Below are 23,249 nucleotides of genomic sequence, written 5' to 3'. Positions count from 1 at the left end.
CCTTTCAGACACGCTACCGCCCATAGATTACGGCTTCTAAATTGCCCTTCGCGATGCGAAAATTCTTATTTTTCATAAACAAAGCAATAATTGCATACCGTTATGGTAGCAAAATGTAGTGTTTAATATCTAACAGCTAGCGCGTGATACCATCAGCTTATAAAAACACGCTTAACAATTAACACTGCATCAATAACACTGCATATTACTCTAAAAAACCACTTCACTTTGTGCACTTAATCTTCAATTGAACACCTAGCCGTTCACATTTCAACCTATTAAGTTGTCAGCGAGTCAAACTTTGCGCACAAAGACTGCAACCTACTGTTTAATCGATGATTTATAATCATCTACCTTCTGAAAAACAAGTCAAGAGCAGTTTAAGAATGGCTAATGTCTTACAAAAAAACAGGCGAATATCTTACTGCGATGTCTATAAATCAAATATGAATTCGTTCTACACTTTGCTGTGGTACAGCAACGATTTTGACTTGGCCCATAATATTAAAAAGGATATGACAACGCTTATTAGGGCATTTTTCTTGAAAAACACCCTCTAAATCAATGAAAGGCCCATCTTTAAAACGAATTTTCTCCCCCGTTTTCAGCTCAGGTTCTTCAGCTAATTCGGTTTGGGAAGGCGTTAACTCTTTCATGCGAATGGCATGAATAACTCTATCGTCAATAGGCGTCATTTGCTCACGACAATTAACGATACGATTCACACCACGAGTAGAATGGACCTGCCTAACACTTGTCTGGCTTGGGTCAAAATTGATGAATAGGTAATTAGGGAATAATGGTACACAGCAGATTTGTTTACGCCCACGTAAAGATTTCTCTTCAGAAATCATCGGTAAGTAGGTTTCTAAATTTTGAAGTGCTAAGTTTTGTTGTGCTCTCGTTTCACTACGAGGCTTACAATACAAGAGGTACCATGCCTTCATACACTAATCTCACTGCCCTATTTTAAGTGACGTCCATTCACGGGGCGCAATCATAGCAAAGATGCTTAAGCTCATGGAAGTAGTTTTTAGTCAATTAACATCTCTCGTTCAGTATCCATACAATCACTTCTACATTAGCAAAAGTGTGTTAACTTTTTCGAATAACTCAATTGTCGACAATGTCACCACTTAGTGCTTACCAAAATTGACTTTTGTTGCTTTTAAGGGGTATATAAGGTGGGATTTTAGCGAAGCAACACATTTGAAAACTAAAAAAATTACTTTTACTATAAAAAAGTAACAATAACCCATACGTAACTAGCGGTTATTCAACAATTACAGAGCATGCTATTGTTTATCGTGCTAAATGATTGTCGATTAAACCGCTGACGATTTGGGACGAGTAATCATTATTTTTCTGTGGTGACATCATCCTGTTTCAGGGGCCCACAGGCAATCACGAGCTTAAGGTAGAATACTTCATGAGCGTAGCAAAACCACAAGGAACGATGCTTGGACATCCAAAAGGATTGTTCTTGCTGTTTACAACAGAACTTTGGGAACGTTTTAGTTATTATGCAATGCGCGCCATTTTGGTGCTGTACCTCGTCGATAGAGTTCAGAGTGATGGCGGGCATGGTTTAGGCTGGACTCAAGCAGAAGCCTTATCGCTTTATGGCACATTCACAGGTTTGGTCTATTTAACGCCACTTATTGGCGGTTGGTTAGCCGATAACGTACTGGGTCAACGTAAAGCGATTTATTTTGGTGGCGCCTTGATGGCGGCGGGTCAATTTTTACTTGCTGCGCCACATAGCTGGATCCCCGGTTTAGAAGCAACCGTATTCTATATAGGATTAGGTACACTCATTCTTGGTAACGGTCTATTCAAACCTAATATTTCAACAATGGTTGGCGATCTATACGAAGAGGGCGATCACCGCCGTGATGGTGCTTTCACTATTTTCTATATGGGTATCAATCTAGGCGCTGCTCTGTCTGGCTTCATCGTGGCTTGGGCATACACTACTTTCGGGTATGCTTCTGTCGTTAATGGAGAGGAAGTTTTTGTTAATAACTGGCAAGCAGGTTTCTTCTGTGCCGGTGTTGGAATGATTTTCTCATTAATCATTCAATTTTTGTTCGCACAAAAGTATTTAGGCGATATAGGAAGAGTGCCGGCAGCTAAGCTTGAAAAGCAAAAAGCACAAGAAAAGGGTGAAGAACGTAAGGAACCACTCACTAAAGTAGAGCGTGATCGTATTAAGGTCATCATGGTGATGGGTTTATTTACTATTATTTTCTGGGCGGGTTTTGAGCAAGCTGGCGGTTTAATGAATTTGTTCACTAACGAATTCACTGACCGCATGGTTGGCTCCTTTGAAGTTCCGACGACTTGGTTCCAATCTTTAAACGCTATCTTTATTGTACTATTCGCGCCAGTGATTGCTTCTATTTGGATCCGCTTAGGCAAAAATGAGCCAAACTCCCCTGTTAAGTTTGCACTAGGGCTATTTTTACTCGCCATCGGTTTCCTCTTTATGATTGGTGCTGTAATGCAAATGGGCGGCGATGCTTCCGTTAAATCAAGCATGTGGTGGTTGGTAGGCGCTTATTTCTTCCATACTATGGGTGAGCTATGTTTATCCCCAATCGGCTTGTCTATGGTCACTAAGCTTGCTCCACTGCGCATTGCTTCTTTGATGATGGGAGCTTGGTTCCTCTTCGTTGCAGCAGCCAACAAGATTGGTGGTGTTGTTGGCTCGTTTATTGGGCATGGCGGCGAAAAAGAAGAGCAGTTAGCTAATGCAATGGCAATTTTCTCTGGCATTGCAATCACTGCCGCATTTTCAGGCGTAGTCTTGTATTTTATGGCTGATAAGTTAGTCGATTGGATGCACGGTGCAGAAAGCAAACATCAAACAGAAGCCGAAGCATTAGAAAGTGAAATAGCGGTAACAGCTGAGCATGAAGCAATAATTAAACGCTAGTACTTTGCTCAACTGCAAAAACAAAAACGCCTTACTTGTAATAGTAAGGCGTTTTTTATTACGCGATACAAATATCAAAGTATTATACCAATCGTATTAAATATCTGTTCATTCAGCGGGAGTTCAACGCGCTTTAGACAAGGCGAAGGCTTGAAAGCATAGTGGTGCTCTGTCAAAAGCCTTAAACGCAGTATAAAGCGCGTTGAAACCCGCCCTTCGAGAGCCTCACAGGCATCCCACTCCCGTGTTGCATTGACTTAAAAGGGAATGACCATTTCTGCATCAATGCGCCTCGGATTGAAATACCTGTAAGGCTCTGAACTGACTAGATATTTAATGTGGTTGGTATTACTCAATATAAAACAGTCACCGACTTGTAAACGTTAAAGGCTCAACTGCAAAAAACCGCCAGCAGGTAATGTTTTATCGTAAATTAGCCCCTTAAACTGGTTATCGAGCAACAACTGTTTATGTTCTGGTTCACTTGTCGCGATGCATAACTGTTCTTGTGGCAACATACTACGAAACTGAATACTCGGCTTAACCCAATCTAATACACCCAACTGTGAACTCTCTGAGAGTGCAAGCGGACTCAAGCCTTCGCTATTACGTAAGTAACAACGTAGTCCCTTCCCCGCATGAGCAATAGCAGTTCGATACTTTGTCAGTTCAATAGAGATATAAATCATATCCGCTTTGATATCGAGACCCGATTTCACTAAACGTTCATTCAGGTAACTCAGCATATTAAATGGCTCAATAATGGTCTGACTCTGTCCACAACGAAAGTCTTTAAGTTTCTGATTAACAAAACTTCTAAGCAGCACGCAGGCAAACGCGGCTCGGTTATCTTCCGGATATAAATGGGCCATATACATGATGAGATGATGACTACCCACCATGGTTGAGTCGATAAAGTAGCTACTTATGTCACTGTTTTTATATAAACTGTAATCGACTTTAGCTGCGGGGTAACTGATATTTGAAGCAGGAAAAAGCTGTTGTTGGACCTGTTTTGCTGCAGCAACACTTTGCTCTAGCACTGCAAGATTATCGCTCAACTCTTGAAAAGAAAGCGCATCAAAGTCGGCGGCATGAACATCATCAGTGTGAGAACGATGAAAGCTTTGCTTAATAGCTTGTTCAATAATAAATAAATCAGCTACGGGTTTGACTAAATAATCACTTGCACCGAGCCGTAATGCTTCAACAACGTCGGCCATAACATTATTACCCGAGATCACGATATAAGAAACTAAAGGCGCTAACGTTATCATTTCCTTTAACATATCGAGCCCGCCAAGCTTAGGCATACTCAAGTCGGCAAGGACTACATCAAAATGCTGCGATTTAAAAAATGACACACCTTGCTCACCATCACAGGCTTGCGTGACCTGAGCACCTTGGTTTTCAAGGAAATGTGCAACTATTTGCCTAAACACAGGGTCATCTTCAACTAACAGAACAGCAACACTATTTAACGCCATAAAGGTTTCCGAATAAAATTCAGCATATAACCGTTAATCAAGTGATGCTGCCGTTAGAGCCCTTTAAAAAATAAGGCAAATACTTTGCTACTATCAACAAATACAATCAGTACGGCAAATAATCTTACTCAAGCTCCTGCATATATTGCTCGAGTAACTCATCATCATCTTGTTTTTGAGGAACATTACCATCATAGACTTTATAGTCCATATGCTGTAAATAGGCATCTTTAACGAAGGCATAGGGGTCGAGTGCATTATCGACTAACCGTTCTTGATCAATCGCTGAGGCTCTAGAATGAAGGTTTTTAAGCCCCCATTTAACGACCGTTTGCCACATGGTTAACTCCGATAACGGAAAGTATAGACCATCGACCCAATCTGACGCGAGTTCTCGCACTACATAGGGTCCGGCAAACGGCGCCATAAAATATGGACCATTGGGCACGCCATAATAGCCAAGCACTTCGTTAAATTCGTCTTGTTTACGGCTCATACCCATCATATCCGCAACATCAATAATACCGAGTAGTCCAACGGTCGAGTTAACGGTAAAACGCCCACCGGCATTTGCTGCCCAGCCCAATTTTCCTTGCAACAAGTTATTCACTAAGCTGCTAGGTTCTTCAAGGTTCTGAACAAAGTTATTGATACCCGTTTTAGCTGGAATTGGAATGTAATCGTTATAACCGTGAGCAATTGGGCGATAAATATATCTATCTAGATAAAGATAGTTAAAATCCCACATCGCGCGGTTGAAGCCTTCGAATGGGTCGCGGGGATCATCATAGGTAATTTGTACCGTCGGAGTTGCTTGTGCCACAGCCTCTTGCGCGGGTTCATCTGCTGCATATACCTGAGGCAACAGTATTAATCCCAAAGATAACCCCATCCATTTCAACGTCATATCACTCTCTTAATATAAATGTACAGCTTAGACACCCAGTTTTAGCTAAAGTGACGAGATAAAAATGACGATATAAAGATAATTCGTCTTAATAGCGTACTATCAGTATGGCAGTTGTTTATCACAAAGCGCATAAGCATACTGAGCAAAAAAAATTGGTCAATTGTTAATTTTATCAAACGAATATATCGCAGTATAACTATGAAAGGACATTAAATGGAGTCAATACCACCTACTAACAATCTAAATACACAGCCTCAAACAGCTGTAGCTCAAACTGAGGCACAAAATACCGCTTCACGCCCTATTCCTGTTCAAGTGCAAACCTCACCCGAGGGTGATAGTATTATTCTAAACGGTACAGAATATAATTTAAAGCTTGTTAATGCTCAACAGCGTCAAACATTGTTAACTACAAGTCATTTTTTATTAATGCAGAATATCACCGCCAGCCCAACATCAGCTCTTGCGGTACCAAGCCCAACAAGTCAACTACTGACTTTAGCATCACCTATTATACTTAAAGTACCTGATGCTATCATCAATTTGGCACAACAAAATGGCATTACCTCAGCACAGCTTGAAGCTCTTGCTACCCGTGTCCAAGGCTATCCATTGCCCAACGTCACCATAGTTAACAAAGAATTTCACTTTGCAAACGGCGCTGTTATAGCACAAGATCCTGGAGCAAAACTCACACAAGGAGAATTCTTAGCAAGAATAAGCTTACAGCAAGGCCGCCCCATTTTATTACTCACCCCAATACAGGGCAAACTTGAAATCGCTATTGGGGCGCCAGTAAATGAAACTCAAGTTCCCATAAATAAATTATCGCCTGATATTGTTATCACAAAAATAGAACCGGTCCAGATCATCGCTGCCTTTTTTAAAAAACTAGAAACAATAACACCGTCATCTGACTCAGCAAAAAACACCATCATAACTAATTTAGCGACAGCTCAAAATACGTCCAAGACAGAAACTAGCATTACTGACCTCGCTAAATTAGTTAATAATACAAGCTCAAGTGATAAAGGGACTGGAACACTAGGGGGCGAGATTAAAGCAGATGTTTCGACAAAAACTGTGGACGTTTTACAAAAAGCGTTCAATAAAGCCGGCGCGCTACCTATAGAGGCATCTCCCCACAATAGCAGCTCAAATTTAGCATCAGAGCTTTTTAAGCACATGCCACATTTAGGATTCCCCCCCTTAAGTCAATTAAATGATGTAGATTTTCTTAAGGCAAATATTCTTGGACTTGCGAGCCTAAATCTTGCCTCTCCGCAACTAAATCAAAATTCAACCTTTATGAATACCAGTGCAATTAGCTCACTATTCCAACTCATCCTAGGGTTTACAGCAAGTAATACTTCAATATCAATGAGTAAAAAACTCGTGAATTATCTAGAGCAGTTACAGTCTAAAGTTGGTTTATCAACTAAACAGCTTGGCCAACTAGGCAAAGCCGGCGGTCTAGAGTCCATGGCGCAATTTGCTTCTAACTTACATCTATACCCACAGGCAAGTACTGAAAATACAGGTAATTTAGTTTGGTTTTTTGCATTACCCTACAGTATCAATCAACGACATGAACAGCTAGAAGGGAAATTTGAACAAGAAACCGACCCAGATGATGCAGAAAAAAAATCGGGCTGGCGCTTACAACTCAAATTTAACCTAGCACAAGGCCCTTTACTGATTGCTGCACAACACCAGAAACAGAAGTTGGATATTCAGTTCCAGGGCAACAACCAAATACTTCTCAATAAAGTGGATAATTATTTGGTGCTTTTAAGTCAAAAGTTAACACAATTAGGCTTTACCCCTGGCAACCTAACGACACAAATAGCGCAAGTTCCGGCAACTTTACTGCCTGGAGATCACTTTCTGGTAAAAACAAAAGCCTAACCGTTACTATATGATTATAAATTTACAAAGATGAATAAGCATGAGGATTAAAGTATGAGTGAAAACAATGAGCCTAAACAAGCTGTAGCGCTAAGTTACGATGGCCGTAATGCACCTAAAATTGTAGCGACTGGCGAAGGTTTGATTGCTGAAGAGATCATTGCAATAGCCAAAGCTAATGGAGTATTTATCCATCAGGATCCGCATCTCAGCCGTTTTTTACAATTATTAGAATTAGGAGAGGAAATTCCTAAAGAGCTTTATCTTCTTATCGCTGAACTTATCGCATTTGTGTATATGCTAGATGGCAAATTTCCCGAACAATGGAATAATATGCATCAAAAAATCGTAGAACAAGCTTAACAGTTAATAAAAATAAAGCTAACTTGGATAGTTTAGCTTTCACTCGATAAAGTTTAACGACTTGCTGATTACTTTCGATGTAAACGGATCAACAACTCAGCCTCAGCTTTAGGTAGTTCGCACTCTTTAATCAGCTCATCAACACCGGCACCCAGCGCAACCATTTTCATCGCCCGCGTATAGAGCTTTGCCTGTGGGTCTTGTTGCGTTGACTCTTCTATTCGCTCTGATTGTTGTAGCAAACGCTTTTCTAATTCAATCACACGGCGGCCGACACCTATTGTGCCACTGCGTAATTCTTGTAACTCACGCTTAAATGACTCTCTCTGCCGATCGCCTTCTTTAACTAAGACAGTTAATGCTTCAACTTTATTTCTTAGTTTACTCAGCTGTTTCTGTAAATAAAGAACTAATCCTAAGCACGCGATGACATAAACTAACGCTGCGATCAAGAATTCATCGCCCATTAAACATCCTTATACTCACTAATAGCCGTCAACTGACAGATATCATAAGTGAGATTTCAATCTCAAAGTGTTGCACTCGAAGTACTTTACTCGATTGGCCAATTAATGATTCATCGAATAAGAATAAATCCACATATATAGATCACAAAAAACGAATACACACCAACTAACAAAAGCTGAATACAATCATAGTATTCAGCTTTTTATCGTCATTGGTTAGAGTTGAGTCAACTCGACCCACTCTTCATCTGACAATAGTTTATCAAGATCAACCAATATCAGTAATTCATTATCACGATTACTCACACCTTGAATAAACTTAGCGCTTTCTTCTGTGCCAACGTTCGGTGCATTGTCAATTTCAGAACGACGCAGATAGACCACTTCGGCAACGCTATCGACTAAGATACCAATAACTTGCTTTTCCGCTTCGATAATCACAATTCGAGATGAATCGTCGACTTCAGCAGATTGCAGTCCAAAACGCGAACGGGTATCGATAACCGTCACAACATTACCACGTAAGTTTATGATACCGAGTACGTAATGCGGAGCGCCTGGCACCGGAGCAATTTCCGTATAACGTAATACTTCCTGTACCTGCATCACGTTGATACCGTAAGTCTCATGATCTAACTTAAAGGTAACCCATTGTAATACTACATCATCTTTACTTGCAGCGACTGCTGCTACATTTCTTGTATCTTTCATGTTTACCTCAACCAATTGAGTCCTGACAGCCTAAACCCGCATTGAGCATTTCAACTAAGGCTTGTACGTGTAAAATGCCACACATCTGTTCTTTCACTACACCTGCCAACCAAGGACGTTTACCTGCTTGACTACGCCAATTGACCTGCGACTTATTAATTTTTACCGCATTAACTAAAGACTCACAAGTTAATCCCCAGTTACTTCCTTCTAATAATACAAGATATTGATAATTTACCGATTGCGCCAGTTTATCAGTGTATTTTTCTGGCATAACCCACGCACAGGTATCGACAATATTTAATTGTTGTTCCCTATACGTCTGCACACCTAAGAACCATGCTGGACGGCCAAAAATGTGGTTTATCCGTTCAAGCTTGACTATGCCACCAAGGCTAACCAAAGGCACCGCTAGAGTAAGTCCCGCGACTTGAAAAAAGAGCACTTGAAACTCATCATCGAGCACTTCTTGTAAGCCTTTTGTCACACTCGGTGGCGTAATACCTACCTGAGTTTCAGGTTCTATAGTTTGCTTATCAACAGCTTCAACAATGACAGGCTGAATCGGCGTAATATCAGGTACCATTTTAGCTTTAAACTGTACAATATCTTCAACCTTGGATTGTGCAACTTCTGCAGCTTGTGGCGCAGAATCGAGCATTTTAGCTTTTAATACTGGTGCTAATAATTTCTCGAGCGCTTGCTTATTTACTTGGGAAGCCATGGCGCTTATTGGTGCAACAAACTCATTTTTTATTGGTAGAGTCTTTGATTGTAGTTGTATTTCAGGTGTAGCTGTTTTCTCTATATTTTTCAGAACAGCACTGCGACCGTTTTCAGCCAAAATAGCAGCATCAAGTAAAACATTTTCTGTTTGATTAACTGTGGCACTCTGATTAGATTCTACGTTTATGGCGCTTTGAGGCGAAACAACGCAATTTGAATCGTCATCTTCTTGCAGCAATAATGCGAAAAAATCAAAAACAGTTTCATCAACCGATTTTGACATGGCCAAACTCCCCAACTAATAAGAAATCTAATAACCTTTCATAAGCTTTTACACCACGACAACCACTGGCATAATGCGATACGGGTAAATGCGCTAAGCTAGCATCTCTAAACTTAGTGTCTACAGGGATCACATCTTGCCACAAGGTCAGACTGTATTCAGCCCCAAGGACTTGCAAAGCGGCTGGAGACGCTTTAGTACGTTTATCGTACATTGTTGGCACAACTGTGTAGCTATAGCGTGTGTTTTTCGAGCGGCCCATCAACTCCATTGTCTTAACCATTCGTTCCAGCCCTTTAATAGCCAGAAACTCAGTCTGTACTGGAATAATAATATGTTGGCTAGCGGCAAGCGCATTGACCATTAACACCCCAAGTACGGGCGGGCAATCCACAATAGCCACATCATAATCATCGGCAACTAGCGCTAATAAATTACGTAGAACTAATCCCATTCCCTCTTGATGACCTAAGGCCCTATCTAAAGTGGCAAGCGCCATCGTAGCCGGCAATAAATCTAAGCCATCAACGAGAGTAGGCACAATATGAGATAACACCAGTTCTTTGGAAAGACTTTTATGTGCAAGAAAAACATTAAATAATGATCCTGCAACCTCTTCAGAATCAATACCTAAGTAATAACCTAATGAAGCATGTGGATCTGTATCTATCATCAGAACACGCTTACCGCGCTTAGCTAAAGTGCCCGCTAAGCTCGCAACCGTTGTGGTTTTACCGACGCCACCTTTTTGATTAGCTATAGTCCAGACTTTCAAAAAATGCTCCAAAAATTATATTCAAATTTTTATTAAAATCTTTAAAATGAGTGCTTAATCGCTATTGGCCTTCTCTGGTTGTTACTCGAATACCACCATTAGGTAGGCTAATCACTTTAACACCATCAACATTTTCGGTAATAACAATGGCGTTATTGGGTTCGGCTTGCTTTAACTTTGCGTCAGGTATTTGAAGCTGTTTTGGAACTGAAAACTCTTGAGTAGAACTCCCCATGCCTGCTTCTACTTCTGAAGTATGCTTTTCTAGTAAAGATGGAACCGCATTCTTTACAATAGGTGCTGGCCCTATTGTCATTGCTTTATGTCCATCTGACGCGGCTTGTAACATCAGCTGAGTTTGCTCAGGATGAGAAGCTAGCCAAGTCGCAATCGCTTCTGCTTGACCGTCGGGCACCATTAACAGCACCTGACTCGACTCTAATCGTGTCACATCTGCACGCAACAAACTATTTTTATGACGATAATCTAGACTTAGCGCACTAAGGCATAAAATAACAATGCCCATTAACAACATGATGAGCACAATATTTGTGCTCATCGGGGCTTGATTCTTAGCCACGAGCGGACTCTTTTAAAATTGACTCAGCCATATTATCTAAAGCAATAGATTGGGTCGCTATGCCTGCACTAGCAACGGCCTGCGGCATTCCATAAACAACGCAACTGGCTTCATCTTGAGCCCAAATAGTGGCACCTGCAGATTTCAACATACGAGCCCCCTCTCTTCCGTCCGCTCCCATGCCGGTTAACACCACGGCAAGTATATCGCCACCAAAAGCTTTAGAAGCAGAAGCAAAGGTAATATCAACACAGGGTTTATAATTCATATCCGCACTACCAGCGAGTATTTTTAATCGACCAGTTGCCCCTGCTCGTTCAATCATCATTTGCATACCGCCCGGCGCTAAATATGCGCAACCAGGCTTTAAAACGTCACCATTAACGGCTTCTTTCACTTCAATGTTGCATAAGCCGTTTAGACGACTAGCAAATGCTGGAGTAAATGCAGCAGGCATATGTTGAATTAATAAAATAGGGTGTGGGTAGTTTGCTGGAAATTGTGTGAGTATTTTCTGTAACGCAACTGGCCCGCCAGTAGATGTGCCAATTAATAACAATTTATACTGCTTACCACTGGCTCGAATCGATGCCGTAGGTGAAGTACGCACTGGCGGTGCAACAGGTACTGGAGCGGCGATGTTTGAAGTCCTTAAACCGCTTGTTGTCGGACGTGAGGCTGGCGTTGGTGCCACCACAGCTCGTGCGACTGGCCGAAAGATTCTGCGGCGTCCAAGGGCTTTAACTCTTTGTTGCAGCAATAAAATAGCATCATCTTTATTGGTTGCGATATCTTCAAAACGTTTAGGTAAAAAATCTAACGCTCCCGCATCTAAAGCATCTAACGTCGCCCTCGCCCCATCATGGGTCAGCGAAGAAAACATCAAGATAGGTGTCGGGCATTTAGCCATAATCTCACGAACCGCGGTGATGCCATCCATGACGGGCATCTCAATATCCATAGTGATAACTTGAGGATTGAGCTCAGCCGCCATCTTCACCGCTTCAGCCCCATTTGAGGCCGTCGCGATAACTTCCAGTTCAGGATCTTGGTTGACTATTTCACTCACTCGTCGTCTAAAAAAACTTGAGTCATCAACGACTAATACTTTAATGGTCATTCCATTCCTTAGCGTGGAAATTAATTTCTACTTTTCGCATAATGCTTTAATAAACCAGGCACATCTAAGATCAGCGCAATACCACCATCCGATGTAATCGTCGCGCCTGCCATTCCTGGCGTACCTTGTAACATAGCACCAAGAGGCTTAATAACAACTTCTTCCTGCCCAATTAAGCCATCGACCACAAAGCCAATTTGCATCATACCTAATTGAACTATCACTACATGGCCATGGGTTTTATCGCCATGTTTAAAAGTGGTCTTATTTTTATGTAACCAGTGCTCCAAATAGAACAATGGTACCGCTTTATTTCGGACGATGACGGTCAGTTGCCCATCAACGATATTAGTTTTAGTCAGATCGAGATGGAATATCTCGTTAACACTAGATAAAGGCAGTGCAAATACTTGTTTGGCAACATCGACCATTAACGTTGGCATAATCGCCAATGTTAACGGTACCTTAATCTCAAGTATTGTGCCTTTGCCTTTCATCGAATCAATATGCACCGTACCGTTAAGCTGAGTAATGCGCGTTTTGACTACGTCCATACCCACACCACGACCAGAGATATCGGATATTTCGACTTTAGTTGAAAAACCAGGTGCGAAAATCAGATTATAGGCTTCATTATCAGTCATACGTGCAGCAGAGTCCTCATCAAGCACTCCACGAGTTATCGCAATTTGTTTCAACTTTTCAGGATCCATACCTGCACCATCGTCTTCGATTTTCAGCAGTATATGGTCACCTTCTTGGCTTGCAGATAACGTGATAGTTCCCGTTCTCGATTTACCGTTAGCTTCGCGCTCATTTGGCATTTCAATGCCATGATCGACCGAGTTACGTACTAAGTGAACCAATGGATCCGCAAGCGCTTCTACTAAGTTTTTATCTAGATCGGTTTCTTCTCCGACCATGATTAAATCAATTTCTTTATTGAGTGTACGTGCTAGATCGCGTACTACTCGCGGAAAACGACCAAACACTTTCTTGATCGGTTGCATGCGAGTCTTCATTACCGCGCCTTGTAAATCGGCGGTAACGAGATCTAAATTTGCTAAAGCTTTGGACATTTCCTCATCATCGCGACTGATGCCTAAACTAATGAGACGGTTTCGAACTAATACCAGCTCACCGACCATATTCATGATCTGGTCAAGCCTTGCCGTATCGACTCGTACAGTCGTTTCACCTTGGGGCACATTCGATGATGCAGCTTTTGCAGGTGCTTTATCGACAACGGCTATTTCAACTTTAGGCTTTACCGCAACAACACTTGCCATAGCAGAAGCCGCTGGTGTGATTACCGCTTTCACTTCAATTGTTGCAGGTTTTGCTTCAACTCTAGTAGGAGTGCTACCTTTACCGTGCAACTCATCGAGTAACCGCTCAAACTCTTCATCGGTGATTTCATCTGCATCAACAATAGATTGAGGGGGAGTTGTAGAGGCAACCTTTGGCGCGATAGTGACTTCAGTTTCAGCTTTAAATTTACCAGAACCGTGTAACTCATCTAGCAATGCTTCAAACTCATCATCAGTTATGTCACTACTTGATACGGCTGATTTAATCGAATCATTAGACTTCACCGCAGTGGTGGCAACAGCATCAACTGCAGCGGGGCCTTTGCCTGAACCATGAAGGGCATCTAGCAATGCTTCAAACTCAGCATCATTAATATCATCAATAGAAGATGAATGAGAGGAGATATTAACAGCTACATCTTGAAGAACAGTAGGCTCAACGTCAACTACGACCTCTCGCTCTACAGTTGTTGCAGAAACTACCTCAGAGGCCAAAGGAGCTCCAGAACTTAGCATTTTCAATCTTGCCAACAAACCAGATTCTGCAGGGTCTTGTTGTTCACCCTGTTGGGTTTGCGCAAACATAGTATTAATGGCATCAACAGCTTGTAAAATAATATCCATCAGCTCGGCATTAACACTACGCTTGCCTGTTCGCAATAGGTCGAAGGTGTTTTCGGCTTCATGACAAACGTCAACCATAGGGGTTAAACTGAGAAATCCTGCGCCGCCTTTGACAGTATGAAATCCTCTGAAAATGGCGTTAAGCAAGTTAGTATCGTCAGGATTATTTTCAAGCGCAACAAGCTGCTCTTGAAGCAACTCTAAAATCTCACCCGCTTCGACTAAAAAGTCCTGGAGTATCTCTTCATCTACATCAAAGGCCATCAAATTGACTCCCAGTTAGAAACCCAGACTAGACAGAAGATCATCTACTTCGTCTTGACCCGTTACGACATCCTGACGAAGCTCGGCATTCATTATCGGGCCTTCTGCTTCAATATTATTTTTATGAGCAATCTGATTATCGATCATGGGCTGTTCACCAAATACCGTCAGCATAGAAACCAGATTACTTTCTACTTCCATAACCAGATCAATAACACGGCGTATCATTTGCCCAGTTAAGTCTTGAAAATCTTGTGCCATTAAAATTTGATTAAGCAACTCACGTAATCGAGTAGAGTCATTCTCGCTGCGAGTCATCAGATCTTGTACGTCATAACAGAGAACTTTAAACTCATTTAATGCTATCTCGCGACGCATTAATCGATCCCAAGATGGCATAACCTGTTGGATATTTGCAGTCAGCGCGTTTGCTAAAGGCAAACACTCTTCTACCGCATCCATCGTTTTATTAGCCGCTTGTTCGGTCAAATCAATAACGTAATTTAAACGTTGTTTCGCATCGGGAATTTCTGTACTAGCTAATTCAGCAAGACGATTATCAACTTGAAAATCCATCAATGCGCTATGAAGTTGCCGAGTGAGTTTTCCTACTTCCTCAAACAATTCCCTTTGCAGTGGAACAGCAAGCTCCCGAAATAAATCATCAGCCTGACTTTGCTCACCTGCACTTAATAATTCAACAAAGTGCTGAGCTTGTTCGAGCGTAATGAGCCCTGATGTTTGTGACTTCATAGCTCATCCTTGCTCAAGCGAGTCGTTCGAATATTTTATCTAACTTCTCTTTCAGCGTTGCAGCAGTAAAAGGCTTAACGACATAACCATTCACGCCCGCTTGAGCGGCTGCAATGATTTGTTCACGTTTTGCTTCAGCAGTCACCATTAATACAGGTAAATGCTTAAGCGAATCATCTGCACGAATTGCTTTTAACAGATCAATCCCTTGCATGCCGGGCATATTCCAATCTGTAACAACAAAATCAAAACCTCCCTTTTGCAACATAGGCAAGGCGGTTGAGCCATCGTCTGCTTCTTGGGTGTTATTAAACCCCAAGTCTCGCAACAAGTTCTTGATGATACGCCTCATTGTTGAAAAATCGTCAACAATAAGAATCTTCATATTCTTGTCCAAGGTTTCCTCCGGTGAGCCGACATTATGTGCTCAATTAATAATTATATTTGTGTCCACTGCTTGAGCTTAGCTTTCAATCGCAGCATTGCCTGACTTAATATCTGGCTAACCCGTGATTCGCTAACCTCAAGAATGGCGCCAATTTCTTTTAAATTCAATGCTTCATCGTAGTACAGCGATAATACTAATGCATCTCTCTCTGGTAATAGTTTAATCGCCTCAACTAACGCTGTATGAAATTGAGTCTTAGCTAATGTTTCAAATGAATCATCATCAGACCAATCAGTGTCAGTCAGTATATCCTGAGATACACCTAAATCCTCTATCCCTATGATTTTACCAACAGAAACATCGTTAAGAATATGATGGTATTCATCGAGTGTCATATCAAGTTTTTCTGCAATTTCCGTGTCGCGTGCATCACGCCCCAGAGATTGTTCTAACTCACCCATTGCCTGTGCGACCATACGATTATTTCGATGAACGGAACGCGGAACCCAATCGCCACGACGAATTTCATCGAGCATAGCCCCACGGATCCTTATGCCGGCGAAGGTTTCAAACTTTGCACCCTTGTCACCATCAAACTTGGACGATGCTTCTAATAACCCCATCATCCCAGCTTGCAGTAAATCATCTAGCTGCACGGACGCAGGTAGCCTAGCGAGTAAATGATGCGCTATTCTTTTAACCAACGGAGCATACTGTTCAACGATAGATGATTTATTGTCTAAACAAGTATACGCTGCGGCTTTATTCACTCGTTTTTTCCTCTTGAAAATCTGGTCGTTGTACTAAACGTTCAACGAAAAACTCCAAATGCCCACCAGGTTGCTGCGGAACGGGCCAGCTCATAATTTTATTCGCTAATCCTTGATAGGCAATTGCCGATGGTGACTTAGGATAAGCTTCAACCACAAGTTTTTGTTTACGTACTGATTTACGAAGATTTTCATCAAATGGAATCGTTGCGACTAACTCAAGTGCGACATCTAAAAATCTATCCGTCACTTTGCTTAGTTTAGCAAATAATTCCATACCCTCACGTAAACTACGCACCATATTGGCAACTATTTTAAAACGGAATACGCCATGCTCACGACTTAATATTTTAATCAGAGCATAAGCATCGGTGATTGAAGTAGGCTCATCACATACCACAACTAATACATCCTGCGAAGCACGTGAGAAGCTGAGTACCATATCTGAAATCCCTGCGGCAGTATCCACAACCAAAATATCAAATTGAGTTCTCATCTCGCTAAAAGCACGAATCAATCCCGCATGCTGTGCGGGACTTAATTCTACCATTCCTTGCATTCCTGATGTTGCGGGTACGATCCCAATTCCCTTAGGACCACGTACAATAATATCGTCAAGCTCAGCATCACCAGAAAGGACGTGCGATAAATTACGCTCGGTGCGAATACCTAACATGACATCGACATTGGCGAGGCCAAGGTCAGCATCAAGCACCAATACACGCTTGCCTTTTTCGGCTAATGCCACTGCAGTATTAATGGAAACCGTGGTTTTACCAACACCACCTTTACCACCGGTTACTGCAATTACTTTCACTTTTTCGTTGTAGGGTTGATTCATCATACGTAAACCACTTGCTTGATCCAGGGTCATAAATCTACTCAAATGCACAGGCCATATTATCTGACCACGCTGTGTCTTGTAATGATTGTTGTTCTGTACTATCTAACGCTTCGAGCGCCTGCTGGGCTAAAGTCAGGGTATCCGCCACTTTCATATCTTCAGGAACTCTTTGTCCATCAGTAACATAACTTAATGGCAATCCATTTTGGATCAACACGCTTAATGCCCCTGCGAGTGACACAGATTCATCAAGCTTTGTAAGAACGACACCAGATAAAGGAATGCGTTTAAAATGATTAACAGCATCTTGCAGCACACGGCGCTGTCCTGTGGCTGACAGTACCAGATAACTGCGAATTGGTATCCTGCTATTTGCAGTTAAATTATCAAGTTGCTGATAAAGGCGCATATCTCGCTGCCCCATTCCAGCCGTATCGATCAAAACGAGCTTGCGATTACGAAATTGATAAAGAATTTGTTCTAACTCATTTAGATCATGAGCTTGCTTTACTGGACAGCCCATTATTTTGCCATAAGTTGCTAATTGCTCATAGGCACCAATACGATAATGATCTGTGGTGATCAAGGCGACATGCTCTGCGCCATGGTGAGCCGCAAAACGTGCAGCAAGTTTGGCTAAGGAAGTCGTTTTACCAACACCTGTTGGTCCAACTAATGCAACAACCCCGCCCTGCTTCACAATATCATCGCCTTGATTATCTAACATATTGGCTAGGCTTTGAGGTAAGGCTCTGACTAATTCTGCTGGCGTATAATGTTGGCTGAGCGCCGCTAATTTATTTGCTACGGCTGGAGAAAACTCGGCTTCAAGTAACTTGGCTTCAAGCATAGCACCAACGGGATCAATACGCTTTTTATGCTCCGTCATTAAAGAAGACACCTGATGCGTCAATAAATTACGCAATGATGCTAATTCGTCACGCATAGCTTCAATATCAGCGGCCTGCTTTTGAGAGGTTTGTGGTTTTTTATCAAATATAGCAGGCGCTTCACGCCGCTCAGGTTTAGCAGCTGTTGCTGGCGCTTGTAAGCCTTTTGCCCATGCGGGTAATTCAGCGTCAGCTTGTTGATGTGACATTTGTTGATTCAAACGGCTTTGTTGTTTTTCTAATAGGGCCTGTAACGAATCTGCAGGTGCAGCTGGCTTAGCACGGGTTTCAACCCGGACTGGCTGTTTCGTCCCTAATGAGACAAGATCATCAGTCACGTCCATAAACGTTGGCGCTGGTGCGGTTAGCGCAGCTTTGTCTTTAGGTTCGTCGTAGTCAACCGCTGCGACAATCTCGATACCGCCGTTGACTTTTTTATTTGACATAATGACGGCATCTGAGCCGAGTGTTTCTTTCACTTGGGCCAGTGCAGCGCGCATGTCTTTGGCAAAAAATCGTTTAATCTTCACTTATGCGTCCTCTACTGACCCACTGCAGATACAATACGTATTTGCTTCTCATCAGGTATTTCTTGGTAAGAAATGACTCTCAGATTAGGAATAGTATGTTTAACAAAGCGTGACAGCGTCGCGCGTAACATACCTGACGTCAACAATATGGCGGGTTGTCCGACCATTTCTTGCTTCTGAGCAGCATCAGCAAGTGACTGCTGCATACGCTCTGCAAGACCAGGTTCGATATTTGGACCATCTCCACCTGTTGCTTGCATTGACTGATGCAACATCTGTTCCAACTCTGGCGCCAACGTTATGACGGGGATTTCTAGCTCTGGCCCTGATATCTCCTGAACTATCATGCGTTTCAATGCTATACGCACTGCAGCAGTTAACACTTCCGTATCATTACTCTTGGTGCCGTATTCTAACAAAGTTTGTACTATTGTGCGCAAGTCTCTGACCGAAACACCTTCATTTAATAGGTTTTGCATCACTTTTACGACATGTCCTAACGGCATAATGTCGGGGATAAAGCCATCAACAAGTTTAGGTGAGTGTTTTGCAAGCATATCCATCAGTTGTTGTACTTCTTCATAGCCGAGTAACTTAGCAGCATTATTTGTTAGCAATTGACTAATATGGGTTGCTACAACCGTTGCGGCATCGACTACGGTATAACCTAATGTTTGTGCATGCTCACGCAATTCTGGCGCGATCCACACCGCCTCTAAACCAAATGCTGGATCGCGCGTTTCGATACCATCCAGTTTTCCATACACTTGACCAGGGTTGATGGCTAATTCGCAGTCATGGCGAATATCAGCTTCTCCTACGACAACTCCCATTAACGTAATGCGATAGGCATTAGGAGATAAATCTAAATTGTCACGAATATGCACTGCAGGGACCAAGAAACCCAATTCTTGAGAGAGTTTTTTACGCACACCTTTGATGCGGCTAAGTAACTCGCCACCCTGTGCTTTATCGACTAGCGGTATAAGACGATAGCCAACCTCAAGACCTATAGTATCAACATGATGTACATCATCCCAACCCAGTTCCTTCGGCTCTGAATTTTGTCTTTCAATGGGGCCTGATTTGACCTGTTCTAAAGCGACAACGCGTTTAGTCTCATTTCGCTTATAGACAAAATATGCAGCACACGCCGTTAACACCGAGAAGCTTAAAAATGCCATATGTGGCATACCTGGGACAATTCCCATGACAAACAGTACCCCTGCAGCGATACCCAATGACTTATGACTGTCAAACATCTGACTCATCATCATTTGACCCATATCGCCGGATTCATTTTGACGGGTAACCATTAGTGCCGCGGCAATAGAGAGTAAAAGGCCCGGTATTTGTGCGACGAGTCCATCACCAATCGTCAACAAAGTATAAATTTCGACGGCTTCAGTGAAGCTCAAATCATGCTGCACAATCCCGATAATAAAACCACCTAAAATATTGATCACAAGAATCATGATCCCAGCGATTGCATCACCTTTTACAAATTTTGAAGCACCGTCCATCGCACCGTAAAAGTCGGCTTCACGGGTCACTTCTGCCCGGCGAATTCTCGCTTGTTCTTGGTTTAAGGTACCAGCGTTTAAGTCGGCGTCAATTGCCATTTGTTTACCAGGCATAGCATCCAAGGTAAAGCGTGCACTCACTTCAGCAATACGACCTGCACCTTTAGTGACAACGGCAAAGTTAATAATAATGAGGATAATAAATACGACTAAACCAACTGCATAGTTACCACCAATCACGACAGACCCGAAGGCTTCGATAACCTTACCTGCCGCATCACCACCATTATGACCTTCGAGTAATACCACTCGGGTTGAGGCTACGTTTAACGCAAGGCGTAATAGAGTTGCAACTAATAGCACTGTCGGAAAAGCAGCAAAATCTAACGGTCTATCGGTATAAATAGCTACGAGTAAGACGATAAGTGCGAGTGCAATATTAAAAGAGAAGAGTATATCGAGTAAAAATGGCGGAATGGGCAGCACAATCATGGCTAATGAAGCAAGGACAATCAAAGGCGTACCAATGCCTTTGAATGAACTCAGTTTCATTTGTTTTACTTGACCAAGAGTCGCTTTAACATCCATTCGCTATAACCAAAATTTTGACATGTAACAATCGAAAAGCAAAAAATGAGCCAACAAAAACACCGACCGAGTTGAAATTGATATAAACATAACTGACAGACTAAATTATCGGCAAAAATAGATGGGTAGGCCCGCAGAAATAGCTTTAAAAACAGTGCGGAGAGTCATACGACACATAAGGGCTTAAGTATTGGTAACGCTATCGACATCTTGAGTGTTACAACTCACACACTGTGAGTTATTTGCGCTATTCACTTCAAAAAATTAATATTTTAATTCATCAGGAATAGGCTGATTAAGCGGAATAGGGATAGGTTTACGGCCACGGCCTTTCTGATACTGTCGTAACTGGAATACATAAGCCAAAATCTGTGCAACCGCGGTAAATAAGCCTTCAGGAATTTGCTGATCTATCTTAGTGGTATGGTAAATTGCTCTAGCAAGCGGCGGCGCAGAAACAATGGTTATATCATGTGAACGCGCAATTTCGCGGATTTTAAAGGCAACATCATCAACACCTTTAGCAATCACAAAAGGGGCTGCTGAACGCTTCACATCATATTTAATAGCAACAGCAAAATGCTCAGGGTTGACCACAATAACATCGGCATTCGGCACTTCAGCCATCATGCGTCGTTGCGCTAATTCACGCTGCATTTGTCGAACTCGTCCTTTAACCTCAGGCTTACCTTCGGTATCTTTATATTCATCCTTGACTTCTTGCTTGGTCATTTTAAGCTGTTTGTTGTGATTCCAAATTTGGAATGGCACATCAATAACAACAATAAATAAAATCGAAGAACATAACAGAATAAACATCCAAATCAGTAAATCTAAAGCATGGTAAACGTTGCCCGGAAGATGGTCACTAGACAACAACATAATATCGTTAAAATAGTAACTTAATAAAAAATATGCAGAAAAAGCCACGACGGAAAACTTAGCAATACCTTTAGTCAGTTCAACTAATGCTTGCACACCAAACATACGTTTAAAACCCGCTATAGGGCTCATTTTACTGGCTTTAGGCATCATTGCCTTAGTCGAAAAATTAATTCCTCCGAGTAAAATATTCCCGATAAATGCAACAACAACAATCAATAACATAATTTTAGCCATAGGCCAGGCTATTTCGCTTGCAACCACGCCCCATACATTGAACATTTCATTTGTATCAAAAATTTGCGCCCTATCCATGGTAAATACGGTTTCAAACACCCGAACTAAGCTGATGGCTAGACTTGGGCCCAACATATAAAAGCCACTGGCAGCCGAAATTAATACTGCCGCAGTTCCCAGTTCTTTTGAGCGAGCAATCTGGCCTTTTTCCCGCGCCTGTTCTAGACGCCTCCCTGTGGGTTCCTCACTACGTTCGCCACTTGATTCTTCAGCCATTTGCAGCTCCTAATATCATCAGATAAGGCCATCGGCGTTACATTGCAAACTGAGCATATTGCAGAGCAAAAGCTGAGCGGTAGACCAAACCTCGTCAAAATGGGCCATGACAGGCGTTAAGGTTAACCACAGAATAAATAGCCCGCCGATCATAGTGATCGGAAAACCAATAGAGAAAATATTTAATTGCGGCGCGGCGCGAGTCATCACACCAAAGGACAAGTTCACTAATAATAAGGCAATGATTGCCGATATCGACATAGTTAACGCTGCGCCAAACATATACGAACCCCAGTCAGCTAATGCCCGATAGCTGGTAAGAGTTAAACCTTGATTGGAAATAGGTAGCGTTTCAAAACTTGCGACCAACATACGGATCATTAACAGATGGCCATCGACGGCTAAGAAAATCAACGTCGCAAGCAATAGAAAAAAGTTACCAATGACAGGTGTTTGCTGCCCAGACCCAGGATCAACCATAGAGGCAAAGCCTAAACTAGTTTGCATACCGATAATCTGCCCTGTTAATACAAATACTTGCATCACCATCTGAGTAACAAACCCCATAGCGACACCAATAATAATTTGCTGAGCCGTAATAAATACAGCTGCTAAAGAGAATAATTCGACGTTCTCAACAGGAGGAAGAATAGGAGCAATAGAGAAGGTAATCGCCATGGCTAATAATAAACGCACACGGGCAGGTGTGGTTGCAGCGCCAAATACCACCATCACCATCAGCATACTCGCCACCCGAAATAAGGGCCAAATATACGCTGCAATGGTTTGGGTTATGGTATCGAGCAACACCTCCATTTTATTAGCCTATCACTTGCGGAATGCGATTAACCATCTCGATAAAAAAGTCCATTAGGGTTTGAACCAACCAATGCCCCATAAACATTAAACCGAACAGAGTAACTAATAATCGAGGTAAGAAACTTAAGGTTTGCTCGTTAATTGATGTCGCAGCTTGGAATACAGCAACGATAAGCCCAATGCCGAGTCCCGGTAGCACAATAGCCGACACCATCATTACAATAACGGCGAGTGCCTCGCGAAAAATATCAATTAGGGCTTCTGGACTCATGCGTATTTCCCT

At 42.2% G+C, this 23,249-nt stretch carries 22 protein-coding genes; 3 read left to right on the top strand and 19 right to left on the bottom strand.

Annotation, left to right across the window (positions count from 1 at the left end; all coding sequences use genetic code 11):
• Positions 1-440: 440 nt before the first annotated feature.
• Entirely contained in the window at positions 441-947 is a 507-nt protein-coding gene (rfaH, locus tag L2717_RS03385) for a transcription/translation regulatory transformer protein RfaH (RefSeq protein ID WP_220774257.1), read from the bottom strand.
• Positions 948-1,429: 482 nt separating this feature from the next.
• On the opposite strand from rfaH, the gene L2717_RS03380 reads away from it, so the two are divergent.
• On the top strand, positions 1,430-2,938 hold the full coding sequence (locus tag L2717_RS03380; protein WP_220774258.1) for a peptide MFS transporter: 1,509 nt from the start codon (positions 1,430-1,432) through the stop codon (positions 2,936-2,938).
• A gap of 383 nt (positions 2,939-3,321) precedes the next feature.
• On the opposite strand, the gene L2717_RS03375 is transcribed toward L2717_RS03380, so the two are convergent.
• Positions 3,322-4,425 carry a response regulator gene (locus L2717_RS03375; protein ID WP_220774259.1) on the bottom strand — a complete coding sequence of 368 codons (1,104 nt, stop codon included), beginning with the start codon at positions 4,423-4,425 and terminating at the stop codon, positions 3,322-3,324.
• Between the two features lie 124 nt (positions 4,426-4,549).
• Positions 4,550-5,332: an MlaA family lipoprotein gene (locus tag L2717_RS03370; RefSeq protein ID WP_220774260.1), complete on the bottom strand. Its 783-nt coding sequence runs from the start codon at positions 5,330-5,332 to the stop codon at positions 4,550-4,552.
• A 216-nt stretch (positions 5,333-5,548) separates the two neighbouring features.
• On the opposite strand from L2717_RS03370, the gene L2717_RS03365 reads away from it, so the two are divergent.
• Complete coding sequence (locus L2717_RS03365) at positions 5,549-7,243, top strand: hypothetical protein (protein ID WP_220775089.1); 1,695 nt, start codon at positions 5,549-5,551, stop codon at positions 7,241-7,243.
• Between the two features lie 54 nt (positions 7,244-7,297).
• Positions 7,298-7,606, top strand: a complete 309-nt coding sequence (locus L2717_RS03360; RefSeq protein WP_220775088.1) for an EscU/YscU/HrcU family type III secretion system export apparatus switch protein — start codon at positions 7,298-7,300, stop codon at positions 7,604-7,606.
• A gap of 68 nt (positions 7,607-7,674) precedes the next feature.
• Here L2717_RS03360 and L2717_RS03355 read toward each other — a convergent pair whose 3' ends face one another.
• The 16 genes from L2717_RS03355 to fliQ form a co-directional block, all read right to left on the bottom strand.
• Positions 7,675-8,073 carry a DUF2802 domain-containing protein gene (locus L2717_RS03355; protein WP_220775087.1) on the bottom strand — a complete coding sequence of 133 codons (399 nt, stop codon included), beginning with the start codon at positions 8,071-8,073 and terminating at the stop codon, positions 7,675-7,677.
• A 216-nt stretch (positions 8,074-8,289) separates the two neighbouring features.
• The gene (locus L2717_RS03350; protein ID WP_220773019.1) at positions 8,290-8,784 is read right to left on the bottom strand and encodes a chemotaxis protein CheW; all 495 of its coding nucleotides are present in this window, start codon (positions 8,782-8,784) and stop codon (positions 8,290-8,292) included.
• A 7-nt stretch (positions 8,785-8,791) separates the two neighbouring features.
• A complete protein-coding gene (locus tag L2717_RS03345) occupies positions 8,792-9,793 on the bottom strand; it encodes a chemotaxis protein CheW (RefSeq protein ID WP_220773020.1) in 1,002 nt (333 codons plus the stop codon).
• On the bottom strand, positions 9,777-10,568 hold the full coding sequence (locus tag L2717_RS03340; protein ID WP_220773021.1) for a ParA family protein: 792 nt from the start codon (positions 10,566-10,568) through the stop codon (positions 9,777-9,779). The genes L2717_RS03345 and L2717_RS03340 overlap by 17 nt, the downstream gene beginning before the upstream one ends.
• 61 nt (positions 10,569-10,629) lie before the next feature.
• Positions 10,630-11,127, bottom strand: coding sequence for a membrane anchored protein in chemotaxis locus (locus L2717_RS03335; RefSeq protein WP_220773022.1), 498 nt, complete (start codon positions 11,125-11,127; stop codon positions 10,630-10,632).
• Between the two features lie 13 nt (positions 11,128-11,140).
• Positions 11,141-12,268, bottom strand: a complete 1,128-nt coding sequence (locus tag L2717_RS03330) for a protein-glutamate methylesterase/protein-glutamine glutaminase (RefSeq protein ID WP_220773023.1) — start codon at positions 12,266-12,268, stop codon at positions 11,141-11,143.
• Between the two features lie 20 nt (positions 12,269-12,288).
• Positions 12,289-14,466, bottom strand: coding sequence for a chemotaxis protein CheA (locus L2717_RS03325; RefSeq protein WP_220773024.1), 2,178 nt, complete (start codon positions 14,464-14,466; stop codon positions 12,289-12,291).
• Between the two features lie 15 nt (positions 14,467-14,481).
• The gene (locus L2717_RS03320; RefSeq protein WP_220773025.1) at positions 14,482-15,219 is read right to left on the bottom strand and encodes a protein phosphatase CheZ; all 738 of its coding nucleotides are present in this window, start codon (positions 15,217-15,219) and stop codon (positions 14,482-14,484) included.
• A gap of 13 nt (positions 15,220-15,232) precedes the next feature.
• Positions 15,233-15,616 (bottom strand): chemotaxis response regulator CheY, encoded by a 384-nt coding sequence (cheY, locus tag L2717_RS03315; RefSeq protein ID WP_076496686.1) that lies wholly within the window; start codon positions 15,614-15,616, stop codon positions 15,233-15,235.
• A 41-nt stretch (positions 15,617-15,657) separates the two neighbouring features.
• A complete protein-coding gene (locus L2717_RS03310) occupies positions 15,658-16,377 on the bottom strand; it encodes an RNA polymerase sigma factor FliA (RefSeq protein ID WP_220773026.1) in 720 nt (239 codons plus the stop codon).
• Entirely contained in the window at positions 16,370-17,251 is an 882-nt protein-coding gene (locus L2717_RS03305; RefSeq protein WP_220773027.1) for a MinD/ParA family protein, read from the bottom strand. Before L2717_RS03305 ends, L2717_RS03310 begins: the two co-directional genes overlap by 8 nt.
• 4 nt (positions 17,252-17,255) lie before the next feature.
• Positions 17,256-18,641, bottom strand: a complete 1,386-nt coding sequence (gene flhF / locus L2717_RS03300; protein ID WP_220773028.1) for a flagellar biosynthesis GTPase FlhF — start codon at positions 18,639-18,641, stop codon at positions 17,256-17,258.
• Positions 18,642-18,652: 11 nt separating this feature from the next.
• The gene (flhA, locus tag L2717_RS03295) at positions 18,653-20,752 is read right to left on the bottom strand and encodes a flagellar biosynthesis protein FlhA (RefSeq protein WP_220773029.1); all 2,100 of its coding nucleotides are present in this window, start codon (positions 20,750-20,752) and stop codon (positions 18,653-18,655) included.
• A gap of 264 nt (positions 20,753-21,016) precedes the next feature.
• Complete coding sequence (gene flhB / locus L2717_RS03290; RefSeq protein ID WP_220773030.1) at positions 21,017-22,147, bottom strand: flagellar biosynthesis protein FlhB; 1,131 nt, start codon at positions 22,145-22,147, stop codon at positions 21,017-21,019.
• A gap of 18 nt (positions 22,148-22,165) precedes the next feature.
• Complete coding sequence (gene fliR, locus L2717_RS03285) at positions 22,166-22,963, bottom strand: flagellar biosynthetic protein FliR (protein WP_220773031.1); 798 nt, start codon at positions 22,961-22,963, stop codon at positions 22,166-22,168.
• A gap of 4 nt (positions 22,964-22,967) precedes the next feature.
• On the bottom strand, positions 22,968-23,237 hold the full coding sequence (gene fliQ / locus L2717_RS03280; RefSeq protein ID WP_076496679.1) for a flagellar biosynthesis protein FliQ: 270 nt from the start codon (positions 23,235-23,237) through the stop codon (positions 22,968-22,970).
• Positions 23,238-23,249: the final 12 nt, after the last annotated feature.

This window comes from Shewanella glacialipiscicola, from assembly GCF_023283485.1.
GTDB lineage: Bacteria > Pseudomonadota > Gammaproteobacteria > Enterobacterales > Shewanellaceae > Shewanella > Shewanella glacialipiscicola.
This window is presented reverse-complemented; position numbering and strand designations above follow the sequence as displayed.

What these genes read in the sequence shown, in the direction of transcription:
- rfaH (WP_220774257.1), bottom strand. Translation starts at nt 947, where the DNA reads ATGAAGGCATGGTACCTCTTGTATTGTAAGCCTCGTAGTGAAACGAGA.
- L2717_RS03380 (WP_220774258.1), top strand. Translation starts at nt 1,430, where the DNA reads ATGAGCGTAGCAAAACCACAAGGAACGATGCTTGGACATCCAAAAGGA.
- L2717_RS03375 (WP_220774259.1), bottom strand. Translation starts at nt 4,425, where the DNA reads ATGGCGTTAAATAGTGTTGCTGTTCTGTTAGTTGAAGATGACCCTGTG.
- L2717_RS03370 (WP_220774260.1), bottom strand. Translation starts at nt 5,332, where the DNA reads ATGACGTTGAAATGGATGGGGTTATCTTTGGGATTAATACTGTTGCCT.
- L2717_RS03365 (WP_220775089.1), top strand. Translation starts at nt 5,549, where the DNA reads ATGGAGTCAATACCACCTACTAACAATCTAAATACACAGCCTCAAACA.
- L2717_RS03360 (WP_220775088.1), top strand. Translation starts at nt 7,298, where the DNA reads ATGAGTGAAAACAATGAGCCTAAACAAGCTGTAGCGCTAAGTTACGAT.
- L2717_RS03355 (WP_220775087.1), bottom strand. Translation starts at nt 8,073, where the DNA reads ATGGGCGATGAATTCTTGATCGCAGCGTTAGTTTATGTCATCGCGTGC.
- L2717_RS03350 (WP_220773019.1), bottom strand. Translation starts at nt 8,784, where the DNA reads ATGAAAGATACAAGAAATGTAGCAGCAGTCGCTGCAAGTAAAGATGAT.
- L2717_RS03345 (WP_220773020.1), bottom strand. Translation starts at nt 9,793, where the DNA reads ATGTCAAAATCGGTTGATGAAACTGTTTTTGATTTTTTCGCATTATTG.
- L2717_RS03335 (WP_220773022.1), bottom strand. Translation starts at nt 11,127, where the DNA reads ATGAGCACAAATATTGTGCTCATCATGTTGTTAATGGGCATTGTTATT.
- L2717_RS03330 (WP_220773023.1), bottom strand. Translation starts at nt 12,268, where the DNA reads ATGACCATTAAAGTATTAGTCGTTGATGACTCAAGTTTTTTTAGACGA.
- L2717_RS03325 (WP_220773024.1), bottom strand. Translation starts at nt 14,466, where the DNA reads ATGGCCTTTGATGTAGATGAAGAGATACTCCAGGACTTTTTAGTCGAA.
- L2717_RS03320 (WP_220773025.1), bottom strand. Translation starts at nt 15,219, where the DNA reads ATGAAGTCACAAACATCAGGGCTCATTACGCTCGAACAAGCTCAGCAC.
- L2717_RS03305 (WP_220773027.1), bottom strand. Translation starts at nt 17,251, where the DNA reads ATGACCCTGGATCAAGCAAGTGGTTTACGTATGATGAATCAACCCTAC.
- flhA (WP_220773029.1), bottom strand. Translation starts at nt 20,752, where the DNA reads ATGGATGTTAAAGCGACTCTTGGTCAAGTAAAACAAATGAAACTGAGT.
- flhB (WP_220773030.1), bottom strand. Translation starts at nt 22,147, where the DNA reads ATGGCTGAAGAATCAAGTGGCGAACGTAGTGAGGAACCCACAGGGAGG.
- fliR (WP_220773031.1), bottom strand. Translation starts at nt 22,963, where the DNA reads ATGGAGGTGTTGCTCGATACCATAACCCAAACCATTGCAGCGTATATT.
- fliQ (WP_076496679.1), bottom strand. Translation starts at nt 23,237, where the DNA reads ATGAGTCCAGAAGCCCTAATTGATATTTTTCGCGAGGCACTCGCCGTT.